We start from the raw sequence: 25,163 nt of genomic DNA, 5'->3' as shown, positions 1-25,163 counted from the left end.
ATGGACGATGTACGTTTCAGAGAGTTGCTAGCAAAGCTAGATGACTTAACAGAGCCACAAAAGAAATACCTAATAAGTAAAACACAGCTATCACTGGAGCATGTCCATGCCAACGCGCATATTATGGATGTACTATCCCAAGATGAACTAGATGCACTGTTGATACTCGACAAACAGGCGAAGTAAGCATGCGTAGGCAGGGGCATAAAACTCCTGCTAAGCAGCTATGACAGCTGTTTAATAATTGTAAACGTATTTAAGCCACCTTTACTTTGATAATGAATATCGTCCATTAAATGGTTAACGAGCATGAGACCTCTTCCGGAGGTTTCCAAACTCGAAATGCCCAAAATTTTGGCGTTGTCTATTCTCTTGTTGATATGTGACTCAAATACAGACATTTCCATCCCTATACCTTTATCAGAAACCAGGATTTTGATTTTGGGACTTAAGTTAGCCTGCCCATACAAAGTGTAAACGCTAGTACTAAAATCTAACCCGTCAACTCTGTTGTATGCATGCTCATACACATTGGTGACGAGTTCAAAGACAGCTAACTCCACCCACATTGCTTCTTCCGTCAAAAGCTCATAGCGATGTAAGGAATGAAGAACATCATTCGCGACTTGTCTGGGAGCATCAAGTGAACTGAAGTATGTCTTTTTCATCACAAGCTTTTCCATCATTGTCATCTTCCTCGCTCAATCATTCCACTTCGCGGCGAGTAACGTTACATCGTCGTCAAAATCGCTTCCATCAACCCACGAATGTACTTCATCTATAACTCTAGAAATTTGTACTTGCAAAGGTAAGCTTGAGCCCGAGAAAACAACAGAGGAAAGGCGTTCCTGAGAAAAACACTCTCCATTTTTCTTAGGCTCGATTATTCCATCAGAAAACATCCAAACCAAATCTCCAGGAGCTAATTGAATACTGCCACCCAAATACTCCACACCTTCAAATGCGCCCACCATAAAATTGTTGTTCCCAACAGCCTCTAGGCCGTTTTTTCCTACGATAAAAAAGCTTGGGTGCCCGGCAGTACAATACCTTACTAGACCAGACAATGTATCCAAGACCAGATAGGAAATCGTAAAAAAGAGAGCAGATTTATTGTTTCTGGCATACCTAGAATTTAACTTCTCTACGACTTTTTCCGGCTCTGCAACTCTATACGAACCATCAACATAATCCATTGTTATCTGGTCTTTGGGTTCACTTTGAGAGAGTAACTGCTGTATTGAAAAAGAAAGCAGTGCTGATGAAATTCCATGCCCTGATACATCTAAAACGTACATTGCAATATTCTGTTCGTCCAACCGCATATAACCCAGCATATCACCACCAATTTTGGAGCTAGGTAGATGTAAATATGCAAATTCAGTGTTTAGAAGCTGGTTTGATGTTGGAAGGAGCTGGCTGACAAGTTCTTCTGCAGCCTCTAGATCTCGACTCATCACAGCGTTTGATTCAGATAACTGTTTGTTTTTTAAAGATACTATATTGTGCAAATCCAAGCTACGAAAGCCTGCGCGAACCCTCGCTTCAAGCTCTTCAACCGGTGTCTTCTTGTCGACAAAGTCATCGGCGCCTGCATCCATGCCTTTGATGATGGATTCTTGATCGTTACGGGAAGAGAGAAGCACAAAGAAGATATAACGAGAAAATGCCGACGATTTAAGCTCACGGCAAAGCTCAATACCACTGATGCCCGGCATCATCAAATCACTGAGGACAAACTGAATGTCAGTTCGGTGAGTCAGCACTTCTAACGCAGACTCACCATCTTCAACGGCAATGACCTCGTACCCTTGCTTTTGCAATGCACTGGTCATATAGAGCAGGACCGTTTTGCTGTCGTCAACCAACAATATGGACTTCATACCTCTCCTTGCCTGTTTGGCCTATTGCAGCACGCTACTCATGGATTGCGCATCTCTGAAACGGCTGTAATCTTCCGCTAAAAGTTGATGTTGATAACGAGTGTAAGACAACGCCTCATTAGAGATGACGATTTGGTTTTCTTTTTCCATCAATTGCCCACGCAGCAACTCGATTTGTTGATGCTGCTGACTGTGGTTTTGATACATGGCAACTAATCCGCACACAGACGCTACGAGCAACGTACACAACACGCCATTGATGGTTTTACTTCGAACACGCATAACCTCTCCTTGTCGCTTGGTGTCCTTCATTACTTGGTGAAGTCCAATAATGATTGGGACGTCTACAAACTAAGAACTCAAGGTTCCAAAACGCCGTGAGAGCCAATTGATGTTGTTGCATTAACAGAGTTAATTATAGGAGAAAGGCAGAAAAAGAAGAGAAAACCTGAACAAATTGAAGATCTTTGCGCTTAAAACGACAAAAAGCAGCAAGTCTACAAAAGCCTTGCTGCTTAGAAAAATCACGCTAGAAGTTAACCTTGAAACGCTTCACGCACCGATACTTGTTCAAACCAACGAGCAATATTTGGATAGGTTTCGAACACTTCAATACTCAAACCATTTACGGCAAAACCAACAAAAATGTAGCCGGTAATGTCTACGATGGTGAAGTTGTCAGTAGCAATGTGCTCACTTTCTGATAGGCGTTTGTCGAGAATTGGTAAGAATTCTAATACGCGGGATTTCGACTCATCACCCCACGCAGCCACACAGTTTTCACGGTCTTGGTAAATTGCTGTGATATTGCGAAACGCCTGAAAAGCCGTGTACAAACCTTGGAATTCGACAACACGATGCCACATTTCCACCTGAGCACGTTCAAGCTGGTTAGCACCAAACAGCGCCAGATCATTTTCAAACGCTTCATCTAGGTAGCGACAAATCGCCACGCTTTCGCAGATCGCTGTGCCATCATCCAGTTCTAGTAGAGGCACTTTGCCGTTCACGCTTTTCGATTTAAACGGTTCAGATAGGTTATCGCCCTCACGAACGTTCAGCGCAATTCGCTCAACCTCGCCACCGATTTCCTTTAGAAAAATGCTAACTCGCTTACAACTTGGAGTCATTGCGGTTTCATAGAGCTTCATTTCACATCCTTTTATCTTTTTCTAACCGATTGGTTAGGATATACTGTAGCCAGTTTATAAACGATCAGTCAAGAACTTCACTATCAAAAATTTTCAAACAGTTGTGGGTCTGTTTGCTGAGCGAGATTTTTGATGCCGTTTGTGAGTTCACATGAATTTGGAGGCTGATACCCAAGAATAGATGGGTATTCATCATATTGGTTCAGTTCGAACGATAGAGGTTCTCTGTACCATCCCTCCAAAGCAATTTAATTACCCGATAAGCAGACCCAGGCAGGTAATTTATGGCAAGAAAAGCCAACTTCGACCGAGATGAAAAGCTTCTCGTGGCTATGGATGTGTTTTGGCGCAAGGGCTTTGCGAACACGTCCATCTCTGATCTCACAGACGAGTTGAACATCAACCGCTTCAGTCTTTACAACACCTATGGTGACAAGCAACAGCTCTACTACGAAGCGCTCGATACTTACTTGAAAAAGGTCTCGCTACCGTCATTGAATGATCTGGAAAAAGACGACGCGTCTTTACCTGAGTTGGAATCTTTCCTTAAATCTTTTGCTGAGCTGCAACGCAAACGCAACTGTGGGTGCTTTATTCAAAATGCGTTGATTGAGCATGCAGGTGAAGACGATGACGTACTGCGCAAAGGGCATTTTTTGTTTGACCATCTTATCGACATCATTGCGGATGCGCTGACCAATGCGCAGAAAGAAACCTTAGTGCCAAAAACGCTGAAGCCAGAAGAACTCGCTCGTTTTGTTCTCAACAACATGCAAGGTATGCGCGTACTTGGCAAAGCCAAACGTTATGCCGACTTGGATACGGCGCTTTCCTGCTTGCTGGTTTTGATTAGGAAGTGACATGTCGATTGAAGTGATAGCAGTACGTCTTACCAAAGGCATGGACTTAAAGCTGAGCCTAGCGAAATTGGTCGAGCAGCACAGCATTAAAGCAGGCTCGATTGCCTCATGCGTTGGCTGTATCTCTGACCTCAACCTTCGTTTGGCAGGTGCAGAGAGTACGTTAACCAAACAAGAGCCATTTGAAATCGTCTCTGTGATGGGAACCCTAACGCCTGAGCATCAGCACGTTCATATCTCAGTATCTGATCGTGAAGGACAAGTCTGGGGTGGGCATTTGCTGGAAGGCACAGTGATTGATACCACCGCAGAGTTGATCATCCATTCTTACTCAGAGCTTGAGTTCACTAGAGCGATGGACGACTCGACTGGCTATACCGAACTACAAGTGAATCCTTCCAAATAGTAAAAAGCTCCAGAACCATACTGTGGTGTCTCTGGAGCTTTATTCGCATGTCTCTCACGCGAAGAATTCACTCATATCGAGCAAGCTAACTTCGGAGATCATTCTTCGACTAAATAACAAACCTGATTATCGTCAACCGTTACTTGCCACGTTTTTAGACAGTGCGCTTCGTCTTCCAAACACTGCCCGCTCTTTAAACTGAAATGCTGTTTGTACAGTGGTGATGCAACACACATCTCACCATCAATATCACCGACAATCCCTCGACTCATTACATAAGCCTTACCTATTGGGTCCCAATCCTGAACAGCGTAAACACCGTTATCGGGAATGTAGAACAACGCCACATGCTCGCCTTCAATCAACACCGTGGCACCGATGAACGGCATTAGGTCATCAAGCTGACACAATTTCACTTTGGTTAAAGCTGCCATTTACACCTCCTGTTTCACTGGAATACGCTGACCGCGCACACGTTGGTACGGCAAGACTTTGCTGCCCGACGTACTGTTCAAGAAAGGACGGAAGCGTTGCAGTTTTTGAGGATTATCCAACGTACTCTTCCACTCACATTGATAGGTCTCTACGACGCGCGCCATTTGTTCATCCAAAGAATCACATAGGTTGAGAGAGTCATCCAAAATCACTTGTTTAAGGTAATCTAAGCCCCCTTCCATGTTCTCCATCCACACCGACGTACGCTGCAAGCGATCTGCGGTGCTGACGTAGAACATCAATACTCGGTCGATCATGGTGATCAACTCTGATTTGGATAAGTCGGATGCAAACAAATCAGCGTGTCGTGGTCTCATGCCGCCATTACCACAAACGTATAGATTCCAGCCGTTTTCGGTGGCGATCACCCCAATGTCTTTACTTTGCGCTTCTGCACACTCGCGAGTACAGCCCGATACGGCAAACTTAAGCTTATGGGGCGCTCGCAATCCTTTGTAGCGGTTCTCTAACTCAATAGCTAATCCGACCGAGTCATCAACACCATAGCGACACCAAGTAGAACCGACGCAAGATTTCACGGTGCGGACCGATTTTCCGTAGGCGTGCCCTGTTTCAAAACCAGCATCGATTAAGGTTTGCCAGATTTCTGGGAGTTGTTCTAACTGCGCGCCAAATAAATCCACGCGCTGACCGCCAGTGATCTTGGTGTATAGATCGTATTGCTGAGCAACTTCGCCTAGCACGATAAGTTTGTCTGGTGTAATTTCGCCGCCCGGAACACGAGGCACAATCGAGTAAGAGCCATCTTTTTGCAGGTTCGCCATAAAGGCATCGTTAGAATCTTGCAGAGATTGATGCTGTGGCTCCATGATGTGTTCATTCCACAAAGAAGCAAACACAGATGCCGCTGTCGGCTTACAAATATCACACCCATGCCCTTTGCCATGCAGTGCAATTAAGGTGTCGAAGTCTTTGATTTGTTCCACTTGGCAAATATGGAACATCTCTTGGCGACTTAACTCAAAGTGCTCACAAAGGTGGTTGTTAACCTCTACCCCCATAGCTGCCAGTTGAGTATCCAATACCGACTTCACCATATTACTACACCCACCACAGCCAGTACCGGCTTTGGTGTTGGCTTTAAGGTCCGTCAGGTTGGTAGTGCCAGCTTGTATCTCGGCAACTAAGTCGCCTTTTGTGACGTTGTGACAAGAGCAGATGATAGCGCTGTCTGGCATCTCTCCATCAAGCATTCCGGTATCAAACAGCAGGTTCGCCGCGTGGTCTGGCAGGACCGTTTTGTTCAAATAACACTGTAAGAGCGCATCGTAGTCGCTATTATCACCGACGAGAATCGCGCCGAGCAATTGGGTACCGCTCGCATCAACCACCAGCTTTTTGTAGATGCCTGCAACCGCATCTTGCAAGACCATTTCTTGTGCGCCTTCGGTTTGCATTTGTGCATCTCCGATAGACGCGACATCCACTCCAAGTAGCTTGAGTTTGGTGCTCATGTCTGCGCCTTTAAAACCTTCGCTTGGCATACCAGTCAAGACATCAGCAGTGGTTCTCGCCATGGTGTAACCGGGTGCGACTAAACCAAAGATCTTCTGCTCCCAAAGGGCACATTCGCCAATCGCGTATATGTTCTCATCGCTGGTTTGGCATAGGTTGTTAATCACAATGCCACCTCGCTCGCCTACTTCTAGCTCAGCCAGCCTTGCCAACTCATCTTGAGGGCGAATGCCTGCGGAAAAGACAATCACATCCACTTCGAGAGGATCTTTGTCTTTAAACACCATACGATGCTTAGCCGTTTCACCATCGCAGATTCGTTCCGTACCCGTTGAGGTGTGAACGGTTAGCCCTAGCGCTTCAATCTTCTCTTTTAGCACTAAGCCAGCACCATCATCTAACTGTACGGGCATCAGGCGAGGTGCAAACTCAATGACGTGAGTTTCTAGCCCCGATAGTTTGAGTGCGTTTGCCGCTTCTAAACCCAATAAGCCACCGCCAATCACTGCGCCTGTTCTTGCGCCTTCACATGCCTTTTTGATTTGTGAAAGGTCATCAAGTGTGCGGTAGACAAACACGTTGGCGCGGTCTTTACCTTCAATTGGCGGCACAAATGGGTATGAACCGGTTGCGAGCACGAGTTGGTCGTAACCCAGCACATCTTCACCATCAAGCAGAATGCGCTTTTGCTCTCTGTCTATGCCTGTTACTTGGCTGCCAAGTACGAGTTGGATGCCATGCATGTCGTACCATTCTTGGTTACTCAGCATCAAATCATCATGAGACTTACCCGCGAACAAAGAGGACAACTGTACACGGTCATACGCGATAAAACGCTCTGCACCAATCACGGTAATTCGGTGCTCCAAATGCGCGTTTTTCTGCACTAACTGCTCGACGAGGTGTTGCCCGACCATACCGTTGCCTACCACAACGATGTGGCTCAATGCGTTCTTTACTGGAATCGTTAAAGGACTGTTCATCGCTACCTCCTTATGCCGTTTGCGCTGCGGTTTTGGGTTTGTCTTCTTTCGAAGCAGGAATCTCGACTTTGGATTGCTTCTCGTAAAGAAACTTCAACACGGCTTGTCGACACTTCTGATACTGCGCATCATCAGCCAGTGCGACACGCTCACGAGGGCGAGGCAGATTCACTTCTAACACTTCACCAATAGTTGCCGCCGGTCCGTTAGTCATCATCACGATTTTGTCGGAGAGCAGCACCGCTTCATCCACGTCGTGGGTAATCATGATGACGGTGTTGTTTAGCTCGGCTTGAATCTTCATCAGTGCATCCTGCAAATGCGCACGAGTTAACGCATCCAACGCACCAAATGGTTCATCCATCAGCAAAACCTTTGGTTGAAGTGCCAGTGCTCTGGCAATACCGACCCGCTGCTTCATACCACCCGAGATTTCATCCGGTTTTTTGTGCGCGGCATGCTGCATTTGAATCAACTCCAAGTAGTGATTCACTTGTTCCTGAATCCACGCTTTGCCCTTTTTGCCGGCAATTTGTTTTACAGCTAGCTCAACGTTTTGATATACGGTGAGCCAAGGCAATAATGAATGGTTTTGGAACACCACTGCGCGGTCAGGTCCCGGTCCAGCTACTTCTCGTCCATCGACTATTACGCCGCCGTCTGTTGGCATGTGCAGACCCGCAACTAAGTTCAATACCGTTGATTTACCGCAGCCAGAGTGGCCAATCAGGGATACAAACTCGCCTTTATTGATTTGTAAATCGACGTTCTTAAGCGCGATGAACTCGCCATCTGGCGTTGGGAATCGCATCCCTAAACGCGTTAGATCTAATAATGCTTTTTCCATGATCTTTTCCCTTATCTCAACGCTTGTTGTTTATTCCAAGACAGCCACTTTTGAAGTTGCAGCATGCCTCTATCGAGCATCAAACCGATAAAACCAATAGTGATGACTGCCACCATGATGCGACCCAATGATGCCGAGCTGCCGTTCTGGAACTCATCCCAAACGAACTTGCCTAACCCTGGGTTCTGCGCGAGCATCTCTGCCGCAATCAATACCATCCAAGCGATACCTAAAGAGAGACGTAAACCGGTGAAGATCATTGGAATGGCAGAAGGTAAAACGATGGTGCGAATGTGCTGCCACCACGAAAGTTGAAGCACTTTACTCACGTTGATTAAGTCTTTATCAACGCTCGTTACACCCACTGCGGTATTAATCAGCGTCGGCCATAAGCTACACAGCGCTACTGTGATCAGAGAGTTGATGAACGACTTAGCAAACATCGGGTCATCACTCACATAAGTGGCACTTACAACCATAGTGACGATAGGCAGCCAAGCTAAAGGTGATACGGGCTTGAGCAGTTGAATGATTGGGTTGAACGCTTGATACAGCCCTTGATTAAGACCAAGCACGATGCCTAGCGGAATCGCGATAACCGTCGCCAGCAAAAAGCCCGCAGTTACGGTCACTAAGCTTGTTATGATTTGGTCGAAGAACGTCGGTTTACCTGTGTAGGGACGAATCTTCACTTCCGCGTCCGGATTCTTGGCTAACTTCGCAGCATTACGTTTTTCCTGACGTTCGATAAACGCTTGTTCCTTTTCTCGCTCTTGCCAATGGTCATCGACAAGGTTGCTGAACTGCTGAAAAGTTTGCACAGGCCCCGGTAGCGTACCTAATGAGGTTTGCACTTCTCTCGCTGCCAAGTGCCACATTGCCAAAAAGATCAGCAAACCAATGACGGGCAAAAGTACCAACCGACTTCGGTTCACTACCTGCTTAGCAGGAAAAAGGGAAATGACATTACTAGACATACTCACTCCTAAGAAATTTACATCCTTGTTGCCACAAGCGAATTCCCTCGCCTGTGGCGTTTATCGTTATGGTTAAACCTTGTCTTTTCCTTTAAGCCCGATAGAGAACTTCTCTAGATATTTATTTGGCTCGCGACCGTCATAAACGATGTTGTCGATAAAGTGTGTTTGTGGCGCACGAAAACCATCTTCAGCACTGAAATCTGGGAAGTCTTTTTTGCTCAACACTCCATCTTCAATTAGCGCTTGAGCCGCTTGTTGGTAGATATCTGGACGGTACACCTCTTTCGCCACATCCATGTACCAATCATCGGATTTCTCGCTTGAGATTTGCCCCCAGCGACGCATTTGGGTCAGGTACCAAATCGCATCGCTGTAATACGGATAAGTGGCGTTATGACGGAAGAACACGTTGAAGTCTGGCACGTCTCGTTTGTCGCCTTTCTCGTATTCAAATGTGCCAGTCATTGAGTTAGCGATAACTTCGGCATCGGCTCCAACGTACTCGCTCTTTGACAGCATCTTCACTGCTTCTTGGCGGTTGGCATTGTCGTTTTCATCCAACCAATGTGCAGCTCGAATCAAGGCTTTCACTACGCGAATGTGCGTGTTTGGATACTTCTCAGCCCAAGCTTTAGAAACACCAAACACTTTCTCTGGGTTGTTCTTCCAGATCTCGTAATCGGTCACGACTGGCGTACCGATGCCTTTAAATACGGCTTGTTGGTTCCATGGTTCGCCTACGCAGTACCCTTTGATCGTGCCCGCTTCCATTGTTGCTGGCATTTGTGGTGGCGGTGTAACACTCAAAAGAACGTCAGCATCCAACTGACCACTGTTGTCACCGGATTCTGGTGCATAAAAACCTGGGTGAATTCCACCTGCCGCTAGCCAGTATCGCAACTCATAGTTGTGCGTCGATACAGGGAACACCATCCCCATATTGAATGGTTTGCCTTTATCCAGATAGCTGTCGACCACAGGCTTCAATGCATCCGCTTTGATTGGGTGAACAGGTTTGCCATCTGGTTGCTTTGGAATGTACTGCTTCATCTGCTCCCAAGTATCATTGGAAACCGTGATTGCGTTGCCGTTCAAATCCATACTGAACGCGGTAATCACTTCTGCTTTTGTGCCGACACCAATCGTTGCGCCCAATGGCTGACCAGCAAGCATGTGCGCACCGGCAAGTTCACCGTCGATGACTCGGTCTAGAAGCACCTTCCAGTTTGCTTGCGCCTCTAAAGTTACATACAAGCCTTCGTCTTCAAAAAAGCCTTTCTCATAAGCAACCGCCAGCGGTGCCATATCGGTTAACTTAATAAAACCAAACTTCAGGTCTTCAATTTCTGGCTCTCCCAACTCTGCCTTTACGCTGACCGTGGTGAATACCGATAACGAAATTGCTGACACTTTCAGCATCGAACTCCATTTCATTGGTTTGCTCCCATAAAAAAAGCGCCACTACTCCGAAGAGCAGTAGCGCCGTTGCTAAGTCTACAATTACCGCCGTTGATAATTGAGATAAGCGATTCAACAATAAACCCAATTCTTCTAATCCAATTACTGTGCCAACTTATTTTTCACAGTAAATACAATAGATTAGTATATCTTGCCGTTTGTTATTCCCTGTTATTGCTTGCTGATAGTGCAACACGCACCACGTTAGAAAACGCACTCTAACCCCAAAGTGGTAGAAAGACTAATCCAACACTTCCAAAGTAGTTATCAAATTCTTGGCAACTTGTGCGAGCGTTTGGCTCGATTGCATGGCTGAATTTCTAAGCGCTTTATAAGCCTGATCTTCATCAACGCTGTGCATCTTCATCAGCAGACCCTTGGCTTTTTCCACCAGCTTGCGCTCTTCAATCTTGTGGGTCAGCGATTCAATTTCCGATTGCATACTTTCGAATTTCGCTCTCACTAATGTCGCATGTTCAATCCAAGGTTGAAGTGCAAACTCACTATCGTGCGGCATAAGAACATAGTCCATTTTTTCTGATAACCGATTGATATCATTGGATGATAACTGCTTTAAGACGATAAGAAGTGGTGCCGATTTTCTGCGGCAGAAATCGACTATCAAACGCAGTTCTGCCGTCGGCTGCTGCCATCCGACTACAACGCTTGCTGACGGTTCTCGTTGCATTAACGTTTCTAGTTGTGCCAATTGGCAGCCGATGATGTTGTCGTAATCTTTGCTCAATAAGCCGGACAATCGAGCCTGCTCTTGGAGGCTATCACAGCATACTATGATGGGTGTTTTTGACGTTGATTGAGTCATGCACATTCCTTGTTTATATCTCACTCACTAAGAGAGACATAACAAGGAGTGTGCCAACTAAGGTTGAAGCGTTTTAACTAGAGGCTAGATGCTCTTTGAAGAAGCCGAGTGTGCGCTCCCAAGCGAGTGCTGCTTCTTCCGGTGCGTAGCGTGCTGTTGAGTCGTTATGGAAGCCGTGGTTGACGTTCTCATACATTAACGCTTGATACTGTGCGTCGGTTGCGATCAATTGCTGCTCATAAGCAGGCCATGTGTCGTTAACACGCTTATCGAGCCCTGCAAAGTGAATCATCAATGGCCCTTTGACTTGCTTTTGGATCTCTTGTGCCGCTGGTGTTCCATAAAAAGGCACACCTGCATCGAGCTCTTCAGGCATTACCGCTGCTAGCATATTGACAATGTATCCACCGAAGCAGAATCCAACCGCGCCCAATTTACCGTTACCACCCTCGTATTGCTTAAGGAAGTTAGCCGCTGCAATAAAGTCTTGTTCGATCTTGGCTCTGTCCATCTCTTTCTGCATTGCGCGACCTTCATCGTCGTTCCCCGGATAGCCGCCGAGTGGATAAAGCGCGTCTGGAGCGAAAGCAATAAAGCCATCTTTTGCAAGTCGTCTTGCGACATCTTTGATATAAGGGTTCAGACCTCGATTTTCATGGATCACCAACACAGTCGGCGATTTTAAGGTCTTCTTCTGTGGCATCACCAAATAACCACGCCCTTCTCCATGCCCATTTGGAGATGGAAAGGTTTCGTAAGTTGCTTTGATGTCAGGATCGTTAAATGAAACTTGTTCTGCGAGTGCATAATTCGGGGTTAGCGCGTCGACCAGTGCTGTCATGCTAAAGCCAAGCACAGCAAGGCCACCCAGCCTATTTAGAAACTCACGTCGCGAGATTTTTCCGTGGGCGTATTCGTCGTACCAATCGAAGGCTTCTTGCGGGATCGGATGAGAAGCCTTTTCACTAGGAGTGGTATGCTTTAGAACCATTATCCATGTCCTCTGTGTCTTACCATATGGGATTTTCTCATTCTCAAACGCGAAGCTAAAAACGAACGCGATTGAGGCTAAAACTGCGGTTTCACCACTCTGATACGGAGCAAGGTGGTGAAACACATCATTGGCGAGCTAGGATCTTTTACCTTCTTCAAACAATAGATAATGGATTCAGATTCAACAACTTTGCGTCGTTGGTTTTACATTAATTGACAATAGTTCGTTATTGCTGGCCGCAATAGGCTTGCCAGTAAGAGAAGGCGCGTTCGAATGCTTTTTCTCTGTCGTGCATTTGTGCAAACAAGACCACTGTCATCGTAGCGAGAACCGTATTCGCCATTTGGTTCATGTCATCTTCTGACGTCCCAAACGGGCAGTTCGCAGGCATTGGCACCTCAGACAGCATTTGCTCCGTCCAGTAATGCGATGTCACGCCGCTTGTTTGGCTTAACCATACGGTTTGGCTTACTTTCGGGTTGTATTCGGACTCACCCGATTGTCCTTTGAATGACACAACGGCATGAGCGGTTTTGCCAATCTCGAATTCGACTTCAGCATGAAGTTGTTGAAACCCGGGATGAAAGCTACCACGAATACCAACCGTCGCCTGCCCCGGATTCAATGCTCGAACCACGGTATTAATCGGCGTTCTAAGCCCATAACGATTCTTCCAACCGATCATGGTTTCTGCTTGGGGTGCAAACGAACTCAGCGGCAGATACACGATGTTTTGTGTTTCTAAGACACGTTTTGCGTCTTCGGCTGATTCCGCTTTCTTGATAGCAAACTTGTCGAGGTAATCTTCGGCATGCAAACGACCAGATTGACGGTCATGATAGCCGTGCATCAGCACTTTATGGCCATTATCGGCGAGGATCTTCGCTGCCAACAGGTGCCAAGGTTGACCTGCCGCTTCACGTTTACCTGCATAACAAGGCCAGTCGATGTCTGCACCAATAGCAGGCATGCGGGATTGGAATGCTTTCACAAAGCCAGCGATTTCTTGTTGAGTCTCGTTCTGTACACGGATCAGCATCAATAACATTGCCATCTGATCGTCGCCGCACTCACCGTTTAGGTATTCATCCATAACTCGAAACGATTGGTCAAAGTTCAGTGGTTTTCTACCACGTTCGCCACGACCGACTGTTCTAATACATTCCAAAATGCTGCTCATATTCCCTCGTATTCCGTCACTGACTGTACGGTTTCTATTAGTTGTTCGCGCAGTTTGACAACTTCTCCCATCACAATCAATGCTGGGCTCACGCCTTTAAGTGTAATCGATAAATCATTGAGCTGATTGAGTTGGGTAACGTGCACTTGTTGTTGAGGACTGCAACCATGAGTGATGATCGCGACAGGGAAATCTACTCTTAAACCGGAGCCTATTAAACCCGTTTGTATTTGCGATGACTTTTCTAACCCCATATAGAAGACTAACGTTTGTCCGCTTTGCATCAGTTGGCTCCACGCCTCAAATGCGCCTGTTACCACTTGCCCTGTCACAAAGGTAACGCTGCGAGCAACGCCACGATGAGTCAGCGGAATCAAGCTGTTTGCTGAACATCCAATCGCAGCAGTAATACCGGGGATGACTTCGTAAGCGATTGAGTGTTTGACGAGTGCTAACGCCTCTTCGCCTCCACGGCCAAATACGAAAGGATCTCCCCCTTTTAAGCGTACAACTCGCTTTCCTTGCTGAGCGAGCGATACCATCAAATCACAGATTTCTTCCTGACCAATACTTGGTTGTCCGCATCGTTTGCCCACGTAAATCCAATCGGCTTGTGGCGAAGCCAACTCCAAAATATCTTTGTTAACCAAACGGTCGTACAGCAGAACCTCTGCCGACATAATCGCTTTCACAGCCTTTACCGTTAACAAGTCAGGATCGTGCGGCCCTGCTCCAACAATCGAGACAAAACCTTTGTGGTTCGCGTCGAGGTCTACTGAATGGTCTTCTAAAAGCTTGTTTAGTTTGCTTGCTTGATCATGCTTAGAAAAGCGAGACGAGCGTTCTTGTTTCTGACTCGCTTGTCCTTTCTTAAACCAAGACTTTTGATAAGGCGCTTCCATGTGCTTATCCTCTTTATGACTTACTTTATTTGAATCGCCAGACTTTGCTGGCTCGCTTGCTGTTTGCCCTTTTGATGCTGATGGCTGTCGACCATTTGTTTGATTTGAGAGACGCACGAGCCACAGTTAGTGCCGCATTTGAGTTTGTTTTGAAGTTGAGTCAGTGAAGTGCAGTCTTGCTTCTCCATCGCGTCATGTATTTGTTTATCGGTGACGCGGAAACAACTACAAACCAGTTTGGCGCTACTTTGCGATTGAGTGATGGTAAGCAGTTGCGATAGCTCCATCGGTTTGCCAATCAAGCCGGTAAAGTTGGTGTAGTCGGTTTGAATCGGTTCACTAGACACCACTAAAACAGAACGAATGATACGAACGTCTCCAACGAGGTCGTAATCCACTGCTAGCCAACCTTGGGCAATATCTATCGTAATTCTGCGGCTCTTATCCGTTCGACAAAAACTCTGCTTCTTTGGTCGTTTGTCGTGTGCAAAGCGCCAGATGCCTAAATTACTTTCTGCTTGAAATGCGCTGTAGAGAAACTTGCCGGAATCAAACTGTGTACCAATGAACATACCGTAAGTTTTTACCGCCGCCTCTTGCACTTCAACATAAGATGACTTAAACGCAGGCTGCCCAGAAATAGGGTCTTTTGCGCTGTTTACTATCGCGTTAACACTGCTTTCACCACCATATCGACCCGCCCAGTGCATTGACATAAACAGCTCCTGAAAACCCAAACCTTCATCAATGGCAACTTTGGCATAAATACTGGTGTTTGAAGTGGGCTGGAACAGCTTGGTGAGTTGTCCTGCTTTTAAGCGATTTTGAGTGGCAGAGAGCGTGTTCATGTACACGGTTGGTTCTAACTCTGAGGCGGCAAGGTGGGCGATATGCCCTGTGCGCGTCATGGTATGCCATTGGTCACGTTGCCTGCCCGTATTGAGCCACCAGCCTTTTGTTCTTTCTAAACGCGTTGGAGATTCACTGGTCACGACAAAACGCGCTTTTCCATCTTGGTGCGAATAGATTCCATCAGCAAAAGGACGCTCTCCTCCCCATTGTGTCGGCACCCACTCTTCGTATTCTTGCTCGGTTAAGTTGGCGTATTGAGAAAGATCTAGCTTCAATGGCGAATCTGCATTCATGCCTGTCATCGCCGCATATTCCCTGAATACCGCCCGCTCAGAAGTAAACGCAAAGCCATTTTGTGTCTTTTCCAATGCACACAAAGCTTGTCCAACTTGGCTTATCGCCCACCAATCTGATTTTGCTTCACCGGGAGGCGTTTGAAACTGACGCTGCCTTGAAAGTCGACGCTCAGAGTTGGTCACCATGCCTTGCTTCTCCCCCCAGCCAGCAGCGGGCAGCAACAGGTCCGCGTAATGCGCTACATCCGAATCCGCTGTGATGTCGGAAACAATCACAAACGGACAAATCTCTAGTGCACGTTTTACCAATTGGTTATCTGGTAAAGAGACAACGGGATTCGTTGCCATGATCCACAGAACTTTAATCTCACCACGTTCTACCGCCTCAAACAGTTCAACGGCTTTTAAACCGGGCTGAGTGGCAATTTCTGGCGAATCCCAAAACGCCTGCACTTGCTTGATAGACCCTGCGTCAAAAGTGCGATGAACCGCTAACTGATTGGCCAAACCACCGACTTCTCGCCCACCCATCGCATTCGGTTGACCTGTAATAGAAAACGGCCCGCAACCTGACTTGGCAATTTTACCTGTCGCCAAATGTGCATTAATAATGGCATTGCCTTTATCGACACCATTTTCGGCTTGGTTAACCCCTTGGCAAAACAACGTGATTGCGGTTGGGCTTTGCGCAAACCATTGGAAGAATGTCGTGAGCTTTTCTTCTGAAATACCAATGGAAGACGTTAGATTAGTGACATCGTAACGCGAATCAAAAACTTCTTCTGTAAGTGCATCAAACCCGTCGGTATAGGAATTTATGTATTCAGAATCAATGCATTGCTGCTCGATAAGAAACTTAAGCAGCCCATTAAAAAGTGATAAATCCCCATCGTTTTTAATCGGTAGATGCAAATCGGCTTGCTGTGCTGTGACCGTTTCACGCGGGTCAATGACCACCAGCTTGAGGTTAGGATTGTTTTCTCTGGCTTGCTGAATACGTCGGAATAAAACAGGATGCGTCCAAGCGGTATTAGCACCGCAAATTATCAATAGCTCAGTCTTATCAATATCGTCGTAATTGACGGGAACGACATCTTCACCAAATGCTCGTACATGAGCCGCAACCGCCGAAGACATACACAAACGGGAGTTCGTATCGATGTTTGCGCTGCCAACATAGCCTTTCATGAGTTTGTTGGCGACGTAATAGTCTTCCGTTAACAACTGGCCTGACACGTACATCGCGACGGAATCCGGTCCAAACTCTGCTTTCGCTTGATGAATCTTTTCTGCAATCAGATCCGTGGCTTGTTGCCATTGTACTTCTTGCCCTTGAGGTCGCTGCTTGGTGACAAGCTTTGGATACAGCAAGCGCGAAGGCATATTCAAGCTCTCTGCCAGCGCGACGCCCTTTACGCACAGTGATCCCGCATTTGCAGGATGACACGCATCCCCAACGATTCCTTTCGCATTGACCTCGACACCACATCCAACACCACAATAGGGACAAGTGGTTTTTTTGCATCCTTGCGACATTCCGCCCCCTGATTCTTTCCTTAGAATGACGAGCTACAAGCGAAAAAAAACCTCTCCCGAAACGAGAGAGGCTGCATTGCCTATAAAAGCTCAAAAAAGTAATACCCTATCCGCTTAACCGCCTGCTAAGGGAAAGCGGCGCATCGAGTTAACGATGAACGTAATCTAAATTGCAAACCCGATGCCAATTTTATATTTCACTATATTTCAATAACTTAATAAAACCAGCTCTCACTTTATAATTGGCAATGCACTGATTAGGTGCGAGTTTGAATCACAGAAGTGCAAGATTAACGGGCTAGTGCCATGACCAGTCTCGGCTCTCCATCACCGAAATAATCTTCTTCTTTTTCCAGAACCTTAAAGCCTAACGAAGTGTACAACTTGTAAGCCGGCGCATTGTTTGGATCGACAGTTAACTTAATAACAGAACCGGAACTTGCTTTTGCGATCACATTCCCCACAAGCGAACGTGCAATCCCCTTTCCTCGATGCTGACTATCTACCGCAAGTGACAAGATCCAATGGGTGTTTTGTTCATCACTTTGTGCCATCAAAATATAGCCAGTGACTTGCTCGCTTTGTTTGGAAACCACCAACCCCTGTTGCCAGCAATCAAATGCTTGTCGAAAGAAAAACTGAGGGTAAGCGTGATGACCAAATAATTTCTGTTCTAGCTTAAAAATAGCGTCAATATCTGACTTTTGGGTAATAACTAATTCCATGGTGTTTTAGTTCTACGCTCTGTTCTAAAGTGTAACATCTAAGTTTATTGCTAAAGTTTAATATTTTTCAGTTAGTTAAACTAATAGTTCTTTATCATCTCGAGTCAAAGGTTAATTGTAAAACCACTATTCATTAATGGAACGGCATTCTTAATGTGGTTTACTTATTGTCATAATTTTGTAGAATGTTTCGAGCACTTATAGATAGAAATAACAATAATAAAGTGCATAACTGGGCCTACTAAAGGCTCGTTACTTACTCGTTAGTTTTCCTATTATTAGAACCATTGAGCTCAGGATAGCTAACCATTTGTTTTTATTATTCTAATTTTAAGTGTAGTTGAGTAATGTCGTTATACAGTCTCAAACAAGGTCGTTCTGCTTTCGACAATAAACTATCCATTTGGCACTGGCTGGGTATGCAAATCCTACTTTTTGTTGCCGTTCAAGTTAGCTTCAGCATCTCTAGCTTTTTTGTCGTGTCTAAAGACAGCGTTCAGGTACTGTCATTCACGGCTGCTTTAGTCGTTTCCGCTTTAATCCGATACGGCTGGAAAGTACTGCCCACTCTCAGTATTAGTTTGCTTTTTTACTATTTGGTTATCTCAGGGCGCCCGAGCAACGTAGCGCTTTTGTTTTCGTCTCTTCTACCTTGTATCCCACTTGTGTTTGCTGCTTTGTATAAAAGGGCATTAATTTCTATTGAAGACTCAAACTATACATTAAAGCTTGGGTACTATGTGCTTATACTCGGCCTGCTTTATCCAGTAGCGAACACCGTCATACTATGGAGTATGAGCCATATATATATTGAGCACTCTCCACTATCTTTTGACTTTTTCTCTTACTCAATACTCAGTGGCGTACTCACTCACATGACCCTAACTCCTCTATTGAGCCTGGGCTTTAGCTATATTCTTGATGGCAATAAGTCTCCTTATCTCAAGCTAGATCTCACTATGCTGAGGAATCAACCTTCTCAACAAGGTTATCGGATATGGCTCATTATTTGTGGGATGATATTGCTTGGAGCGATTACGTCAAATAACTCGCTTTTGATCAATACACTCTGTCTTTCTTTGCTTTGTTTAGTGGGAGTCGGACTTGGTAAGTTTGGTCTCATTAGGCCATTTCTCATTGCCTCTATCACACTATTGATTTGTGTGGAAAACATTGTCAGTCAATACAATGCAGGCCTAATTCAACAAGAGCACCTATACGGCATGCTTTTGGTCTTATTTGTATTATCAATGCTAACATTTCTGCTTGGCGCTCATACAATCAAGAACTTTATAACTGCCCGTAAAGCAGTAGAAAAAGAACGTGTTGATAGCTTTACAGGCCTGTACACTCTGTCTCAACTACAAGAGGACATATCACCAAGAAACAATGTGGTTTTGATATACATAGACTTGAAACCCACGCTTTCTAAATTGAACGGCTTAGGCCACCAAGGCCAAGCGCAATTAATGAGACAATTGAGCCAATACCTCGCACAAAACACCGAGTACTTGCAGCGGGCTTACTTACCACCATTTGCAAACGGCTTGATATGTTTCGCACCACGTCTTCCGTATATTAATACTGAGCTAAAAAAGCTGATTCAATTGCTTGATGACTTCTACTTCTATTTTGAGGATAGTTCGGTGAGTTTAGTGAAACGAACCATTCAGTGTGTCGATATTGCTGAAAGTGACAATGTCGAAGCTTTAGTTTCCAAACTGTGTCAGCAACGACCTCAAAGCACTCTAGCCATTAACTGGCTAGACGCAGCAAGCACAAGCAAAAGTAAACTCAACAAGCTCAGCTTTATTCAATCTTGTTTCAGAGAAAACAAGTTTGAACTGTACTGCCAACCATATCTAGCGTTGAATACGAAAAATACCGGGAGCTATTTTGAAGTTCTACTCAGATTGAACCAAGATGATTCACACGTGATGTCACCAGCTGAATTTTTTCCATTAATTCATGAATTTGGACTTGAGATTGAACTGGACGAATGGGTAATTACCAATACATTTTGCAAATTGAGCCAGAATATCGTCGACTGGGATAACTTAGGGAAATGCTCCATAAATTTGACAGCAAAAGCATTAAACTCTCCGTCACTGGCACATAACATTCGACTGCACGCTGATATATATGGTGTTCCCCTTAAAAAGGTATGTTTTGAGATCACTGAGTCAGATGCACTTCGAAATGAATCCATAGCTATACAGAATCTTTCTCTATTGAGAGAAGCCGGTTGTACTATTGCGTTAGACGACTTTGGTACTGGCTACGCAAGTTTTGACTATCTGCGCCGCCTTCCACTTGATGTACTTAAGGTAGATGGTTCTTTTGTCAAAGACATTGTTAGTAGTGAAAATGACCGGATTATCGTTCAAGCCATCAGCCAAGTCGCTAACAGTATGAAACTTGTAACGGTAGCCGAGTTTGTGGAATCAGAAGCACACATAGAAACGCTAAAATCACTAAATATTCAGTTTGCTCAAGGGTTTGGCGTTGCTAAGCCACTTCCTTTGCAGGACTACCTTAAAAAGGTATCGAACAAAGCTTAACCGCAACATCTAAAACCAAAAATTCGTTAAATTTCGCGATATAGTTTCAATTTCTACACAGAAAGCCAGAACTATATATCGCTTTTTGCAAATTTTCATGGTTCGATAGTTTACACCTTTGCCTTTTCACTAGCACGATTCACCACCACATCAATGTGATAACAATCACTAAAACATATAACATCCGCGCGATTATTATTTTTATAAAGGCGAGTTTTAAGTGAAAGAATCTCGAGAAACGTTAAATTTTAGTGAATTAAACACAACTACTACTTGGACGAAACACGATACTCATTGGGTATTAAGTCTGTTTGGTACCGCCGTGGGTGCTGGCATTCTATTTCTTCCTATTAACTTGGGCATCGGTGGTTTCTGGCCATTGGTTGTTATGGCAGTCCTCGCTTACCCAATGACTTACTTGGCACACCGAGGTCTTGCTCGCTTTGTACTGTCATCAAAAATCAAAAACGCAGACTTTACCGATGTAGTAGAAGAACACTTTGGGGCGAAAGCTGGTCGTTCGATTTCGCTGCTGTATTTTCTTTCTATCTTCCCTATTCTACTGATCTATGGCGTAGGCATTACCAACACTGTTGACAGCTTTATGGTCAACCAAGCAGGTATGGAGCCGCTGCCACGCGCCCTACTGTCTGGCGTATTAGTATTCAGTTTGATTGCAATCATGATGGCAGGTGAAAAAGTGATGCTTCGTGCGTTCGCTATCATGGTTTACCCATTGGTTGCGATTCTGGCATTTTTATCATTCTACCTAATGCCAAACTGGAGTATGCCTGTTATGGATGCACCAGAAATGTCTTCATTTGCGAGCACGATGTGGCTTGCGATTCCAGTCGTTATCTTCTCATTTAGCCACGCAGCAGCGATCTCAAGTTTTGCAAACGTACAACGCCGACATTACGGTGAAGGCGCCGATGTAAAATCAGAACTGATCTTGCGCCGTACAAGTGTCATGCTGATCGCATTCGTGTTGCTGTTTGTCTTCTCATGCGTACTTACTCTTTCCCCGGAGCAACTGGCAGAAGCAAAAGCACAAAACGTATCGGTATTGTCTTACTTAGCTAACGCGACGGAAAACCCATTCATTGCAACCTTAGGTCCGCTTGTTGCCTTCGTGGCAATTACTTCTTCATTCCTTGGGCACTTCCTTGGCGCACGCGAAAGCCTTAATGGTTTGATCTCTAAACATTCTGATATGCCAAAACGACGTGTTGATCACATTAGTGTTGTCGTACTGTTTGTATCGATTTGGATCGCAGCAATCATGAACCCTAGCATACTAGGCATGATGGAAGCTCTATCAGGTCCAGTCATTGCCATGATCTTATTTATTATGCCGATGTTAGCGGTATACAAAGTGAAAGGACTGCAGAAGTATCGTGGAAAAGCATCTACATACTTTGTACTAATGACAGGTATTGTTGCAGTAAGTGCGTTGGTTTTTAGCTTGTTGAGTTAAGAAAAGAGACTTAGGCGAGATTTTCAGGGGAATACCTTATTTTTTATTAAGGTAATTCCCTGAATTTTGCTATGGTTTTCTTGTCAGTGATGATTCGTTACTGTCTCATTGAATGAGAGTGAAAACACCTGCGATCATCAGAACTGAAGCAATACAAGTACGACCGATAATACCGAAGCGAGAAGGTTGAATCATTTCGTTGTGCATAGGCAATCTCCTTTTTGATGGGAACAGCCAGTTTTTCATGGCTTAATAACACTATGTACAAAAACGACTTTCCACACAATACATACCTGTATTAAATATTTATGACAGTCAGATGAAATTTTAGATGTCGAATGACTTACTCGTTTAATCAGTCGAGTCTATCAAGTAATTTCTGGATAATTTGATCGCATAAAGCGTTGCTCATCGAGCATATTTTTGAAGCTCGGCCCCGCATCAAGTTTTACAATGACTTCTTTCTCTTCCATTCTTATTACGTGTCCGGCTAGTGATAATTCTGTATTGTCATGCAGAGAAAGTTCGCCTCTAACCTTGACTCCAACTGCGTCTAAAGAGTGGTGGGCTTTCAATAATCTTAAACCTTGCTCCGATAATTCACTCACTAAGTATCTAGTACCTGATATCAGTAGACTTGGTCTAGCGCAACTAGGGTACTGTAATCGGTAGTAAGCTCGTTGTTGTGTGGCTTTCTCTGCTATTGCCCCAGATAAAAACGTTGTGGATTTGAGCATAACCACCTCCTTATGTTTATGACGGCATCCATTCTACAAGCGTTTTATTTTTCCTCTGATTAACTACGTTTAAACTAGGTTGTCGTAACTACTGCAACTTACATACCACAACTTAATTTTCAAGTAATGCAATCTTATAAATGTTATATTACCAATGTCTTTGCACCACTCTCGGTATTAGTCTCTTATAAATGCGTGTACTTTCTTTCTCAAAGCCCTGTTTAGCCATTCTAACTGCTTTTCTAGTGTCATTATCGCTTCCTTCTGCAGCAAAGGAAGACAAAAAACACTCGTGTTACCTAATGCAGAATACGGCACCTGAAGACCTGCCTACACTGCAGTTTTACTTTGAGTCGATCGGTAAACCAAGAGCAATCAAAAACACTGATTTAGAGCAGCCTGACCTTACCTCCCCACACGCCCAGGCACTGTATTATTTCGCTCGTATCTACTTAGAACGATATGAAGGTGTTCCAATATCTGACCTGCCTGATATGGTGGCCTTTGGGAACAAGCACCAACTCCAATGGGTAATCGCCGAAGCTAAACTGAACAAAGCGATAGAATACATAGAAACGGATGATGTCTGGCAAGGGGAGCTGTTGTTGCACGACGTGATCAATATTAGCCGTGAAATTGGTTACAAGGCTCTGCAAGGCCGTGCCTACCGTTGGCTTGGCAACGCTGAAATTCGTCGAGCACAGATAAAAACTGGCATGAGGTATTATCGAACTGCCTTTGATTTACTTGACGATTCGCATTTTGAAATTCAAGTTGCAATGACCCTAAACAATATTGCTTCTGTATATATGGATACATCCGATTGGGTCCGAGCTGAAAACTACATCAATCAAGCCATCAGCACTTATCTTGATAAAGCCAACAACTTTGATAATAGCTTATTCCTTGGCATTCTTTACGCCAACAAAAGCGTCGTTGGCTTTGCCAAAGAAAAGTATTCCGAATCAGAATACTACTTTGAGCAAGCAGTAAAATTAAGTATGGAGACAGGGTCTGACAGCTTGAAGCATACATCTTTGGCGAACCTATCTCAGCTATTGAATGCGATGGGTAAACACGATGAGTCTTTAGAGCTCGCGCAGCAATGCTTAGAGCTACCTACTAGCAGCCCTAAAAGTGGTGCAAAAGCTTCTTGTTATGAAGCTTTTTCTGAAACTTATATGAGCAAAAAACAGTTCGAGCTAGCAATTGTACATGCGAATAAAGCACTCGAACAAATGTCTTTAACCTTAACTCCAGAGTCGCAAGAAAGAATTGGGATGCTTTTGGTGCTCGTCAAAGCAAATCAAGCTCTAGGGCGGTATGAGAAAGCCTTCTATCAACTTTCTAAGCTCCGAAGCCTAGAAAAAGAGTATGCCAGCCATGTCAATGGCGAAGAGATGCTAGACATTAAATTTGAGTTAGAAGCTAAACTCGCCCAAAAAGAATTGAAGCTATTGGAAGCTCAGAATGATCTACAAGCATCTAAGCTACAAGCCCAGCGATACAGAGAAATTTTCTATTTCTTATCACTCATTGGTATCGCATCTTTAGGGATAAGGTATGTATCTCGAATAAAAAGAGTCAACCGAGAACTCGCAGAGCAAAACGTTATTGATCCTTTAACCCTAGTTCATAATCGTCGCTATTTACCGCATTGGTTGCGTAACATGGCCAACACCGCACCTGAGAGTATGTTTTCTTTAGCAGTCATTGATATCGACTATTTCAAACAGTTTAATGACACGTACGGTCATGATAAGGGCGATCAAATGCTGAAACATGTATCTTCTGTGATTAAGCGTTCGGTCCGCTCTAAAGATTTACTTGCCCGCTGGGGAGGCGAGGAGTTTGTTTTAGTTTTTGAAGCCAAAAACATCGACGAATGCTCAAAAACTTTAGAAAGACTAAGGAAAGCAGTTGAAAACGAAAAGCTTAGCATTAATAGTTTAACCCTTAGCGCGACCATCTCGATTGGTGCGATAAAAACAATGAACGTCACTATGCTCAATACTAATTGGGATGACTGTTTTATGTCTGCCGACCAAGCTCTTTACGAAGCGAAACAAGCAGGAAGAAACCAATACAAAATCAATTCTGGTTAAATTATGAAAAAACATCTATTCGTCACGATCATCGCTAGTTTGTTAGTTAGCGCCTGCTCGAACCAACAAGCCGCTGAAATGGGCATGAGAGGCAGTAGTGTCAATGTGTACGCGCAGCAAATGAGCAATATGCAACTATGTGAGACGTTGTTTTATAAACGCCAAACAAACCAGACATTGGCAGCAATTGGCTCTGAGTTCAACCGACGAGGCTTGAACAAAAAGTGGTGCGATAAAGAACGCAATAAGTGGTACATCGAAAAATGGGTCGATACGCTGATTACGAAGAAGGAAGAAAGCCACACTGAAAGCGAGGTTACGATACAACCTGCTATATGAGAACCTCACACCTTTAAGTAGCGAGAATAATCGCTACTTTTTTGCGACTTTTCACATCTCTTCCCCATATCCAATATCTAGAATCTTACGTTCTATC

The 25,163-nt window shown here is 44.7% G+C and carries 23 protein-coding genes; 7 read left to right on the top strand and 16 right to left on the bottom strand.

What is annotated here, in order from left to right; genetic code table 11:
• Complete coding sequence (locus tag J4N37_RS24395; protein WP_045388965.1) at nt 1–186, top strand: hypothetical protein; 186 nt, start codon at nt 1–3, stop codon at nt 184–186.
• Nucleotides 187–224: 38 nt separating this feature from the next.
• Here J4N37_RS24395 and J4N37_RS24390 read toward each other — a convergent pair whose 3' ends face one another.
• The 4 genes from J4N37_RS24390 to J4N37_RS24375 form a co-directional block, all read right to left on the bottom strand.
• Nucleotides 225–686 (bottom strand): ATP-binding protein, encoded by a 462-nt coding sequence (locus tag J4N37_RS24390; protein WP_045388967.1) that lies wholly within the window; start codon nt 684–686, stop codon nt 225–227.
• A 15-nt stretch (nt 687–701) separates the two neighbouring features.
• A complete protein-coding gene (locus J4N37_RS24385; RefSeq protein ID WP_045388969.1) occupies nt 702–1,883 on the bottom strand; it encodes a PP2C family protein-serine/threonine phosphatase in 1,182 nt (393 codons plus the stop codon).
• A 21-nt stretch (nt 1,884–1,904) separates the two neighbouring features.
• Entirely contained in the window at nt 1,905–2,165 is a 261-nt protein-coding gene (locus J4N37_RS24380; RefSeq protein ID WP_005443088.1) for a hypothetical protein, read from the bottom strand.
• Nucleotides 2,166–2,419: 254 nt separating this feature from the next.
• Nucleotides 2,420–3,034 (bottom strand): glutathione S-transferase, encoded by a 615-nt coding sequence (locus J4N37_RS24375; protein WP_039839521.1) that lies wholly within the window; start codon nt 3,032–3,034, stop codon nt 2,420–2,422.
• A gap of 284 nt (nt 3,035–3,318) precedes the next feature.
• On the opposite strand from J4N37_RS24375, the gene J4N37_RS24370 reads away from it, so the two are divergent.
• Nucleotides 3,319–3,894: a TetR/AcrR family transcriptional regulator gene (locus J4N37_RS24370; RefSeq protein WP_005375904.1), complete on the top strand. Its 576-nt coding sequence runs from the start codon at nt 3,319–3,321 to the stop codon at nt 3,892–3,894.
• A 1-nt stretch (nt 3,895) separates the two neighbouring features.
• Nucleotides 3,896–4,300 carry a PPC domain-containing DNA-binding protein gene (locus J4N37_RS24365; RefSeq protein ID WP_252042655.1) on the top strand — a complete coding sequence of 135 codons (405 nt, stop codon included), beginning with the start codon at nt 3,896–3,898 and terminating at the stop codon, nt 4,298–4,300.
• 98 nt (nt 4,301–4,398) lie between these two features.
• On the opposite strand, the gene nirD is transcribed toward J4N37_RS24365, so the two are convergent.
• The 11 genes from nirD to J4N37_RS24310 form a co-directional block, all read right to left on the bottom strand.
• Nucleotides 4,399–4,734, bottom strand: coding sequence for a nitrite reductase small subunit NirD (gene nirD / locus J4N37_RS24360; RefSeq protein ID WP_031412669.1), 336 nt, complete (start codon nt 4,732–4,734; stop codon nt 4,399–4,401).
• Entirely contained in the window at nt 4,735–7,254 is a 2,520-nt protein-coding gene (gene nirB / locus J4N37_RS24355) for a nitrite reductase large subunit NirB (RefSeq protein ID WP_252042654.1), read from the bottom strand. It lies immediately after the preceding gene.
• Between the two features lie 10 nt (nt 7,255–7,264).
• Nucleotides 7,265–8,101, bottom strand: coding sequence for an ABC transporter ATP-binding protein (locus tag J4N37_RS24350; protein ID WP_005450080.1), 837 nt, complete (start codon nt 8,099–8,101; stop codon nt 7,265–7,267).
• A gap of 11 nt (nt 8,102–8,112) precedes the next feature.
• The gene (locus J4N37_RS24345; protein ID WP_005375889.1) at nt 8,113–9,078 is read right to left on the bottom strand and encodes an ABC transporter permease; all 966 of its coding nucleotides are present in this window, start codon (nt 9,076–9,078) and stop codon (nt 8,113–8,115) included.
• Between the two features lie 72 nt (nt 9,079–9,150).
• Nucleotides 9,151–10,515, bottom strand: a complete 1,365-nt coding sequence (locus J4N37_RS24340; protein ID WP_005387573.1) for a CmpA/NrtA family ABC transporter substrate-binding protein — start codon at nt 10,513–10,515, stop codon at nt 9,151–9,153.
• A 265-nt stretch (nt 10,516–10,780) separates the two neighbouring features.
• Nucleotides 10,781–11,362, bottom strand: coding sequence for an ANTAR domain-containing response regulator (locus J4N37_RS24335; RefSeq protein WP_012129218.1), 582 nt, complete (start codon nt 11,360–11,362; stop codon nt 10,781–10,783).
• A 73-nt stretch (nt 11,363–11,435) separates the two neighbouring features.
• Nucleotides 11,436–12,353 (bottom strand): dienelactone hydrolase family protein, encoded by a 918-nt coding sequence (locus J4N37_RS24330; RefSeq protein WP_009704599.1) that lies wholly within the window; start codon nt 12,351–12,353, stop codon nt 11,436–11,438.
• A gap of 229 nt (nt 12,354–12,582) precedes the next feature.
• Nucleotides 12,583–13,536, bottom strand: a complete 954-nt coding sequence (locus J4N37_RS24325) for a glycosyl transferase family protein (RefSeq protein ID WP_252042653.1) — start codon at nt 13,534–13,536, stop codon at nt 12,583–12,585.
• Complete coding sequence (cobA, locus tag J4N37_RS24320; protein ID WP_252042652.1) at nt 13,533–14,438, bottom strand: uroporphyrinogen-III C-methyltransferase; 906 nt, start codon at nt 14,436–14,438, stop codon at nt 13,533–13,535. Before cobA ends, J4N37_RS24325 begins: the two co-directional genes overlap by 4 nt.
• A 20-nt stretch (nt 14,439–14,458) precedes the next feature.
• Nucleotides 14,459–17,122, bottom strand: coding sequence for a nitrate reductase (locus J4N37_RS24315; protein WP_252042651.1), 2,664 nt, complete (start codon nt 17,120–17,122; stop codon nt 14,459–14,461).
• 290 nt (nt 17,123–17,412) lie between these two features.
• Complete coding sequence (locus J4N37_RS24310) at nt 17,413–17,847, bottom strand: GNAT family N-acetyltransferase (RefSeq protein ID WP_252042649.1); 435 nt, start codon at nt 17,845–17,847, stop codon at nt 17,413–17,415.
• Between the two features lie 347 nt (nt 17,848–18,194).
• Here J4N37_RS24310 and J4N37_RS24305 point away from each other — a divergent pair, with 347 nt between their 5' ends.
• Nucleotides 18,195–20,408 carry an EAL domain-containing protein gene (locus J4N37_RS24305; protein ID WP_252042648.1) on the top strand — a complete coding sequence of 738 codons (2,214 nt, stop codon included), beginning with the start codon at nt 18,195–18,197 and terminating at the stop codon, nt 20,406–20,408.
• A 220-nt stretch (nt 20,409–20,628) separates the two neighbouring features.
• A complete protein-coding gene (locus tag J4N37_RS24300; protein WP_252042647.1) occupies nt 20,629–21,885 on the top strand; it encodes an aromatic amino acid transport family protein in 1,257 nt (418 codons plus the stop codon).
• Nucleotides 21,886–22,253: 368 nt separating this feature from the next.
• Here the strand turns inward: J4N37_RS24300 and J4N37_RS24295 are convergent, their stop codons facing one another.
• Nucleotides 22,254–22,622 (bottom strand): PilZ domain-containing protein, encoded by a 369-nt coding sequence (locus J4N37_RS24295; protein WP_138955392.1) that lies wholly within the window; start codon nt 22,620–22,622, stop codon nt 22,254–22,256.
• A 302-nt stretch (nt 22,623–22,924) separates the two neighbouring features.
• Between J4N37_RS24295 and J4N37_RS24290 the strand changes: the two genes are divergently transcribed.
• Together J4N37_RS24290 and J4N37_RS24285 are read left to right on the top strand one after the other, a co-directional pair.
• The gene (locus J4N37_RS24290; protein ID WP_252042646.1) at nt 22,925–24,727 is read left to right on the top strand and encodes a tetratricopeptide repeat-containing diguanylate cyclase; all 1,803 of its coding nucleotides are present in this window, start codon (nt 22,925–22,927) and stop codon (nt 24,725–24,727) included.
• Nucleotides 24,728–24,730: 3 nt separating this feature from the next.
• On the top strand, nt 24,731–25,066 hold the full coding sequence (locus J4N37_RS24285; RefSeq protein ID WP_038886775.1) for a hypothetical protein: 336 nt from the start codon (nt 24,731–24,733) through the stop codon (nt 25,064–25,066).
• Nucleotides 25,067–25,163 lie beyond the last annotated feature (97 nt).

The sequence above is a fragment of the Vibrio sp. SCSIO 43153 genome (assembly GCF_023716625.1).
In the GTDB taxonomy this organism is placed as follows: domain Bacteria; phylum Pseudomonadota; class Gammaproteobacteria; order Enterobacterales; family Vibrionaceae; genus Vibrio; species Vibrio rotiferianus.
The sequence above is the reverse complement of the archived record's forward strand: the minus strand, read 5'-3'. Positions and strand labels throughout refer to the sequence as shown.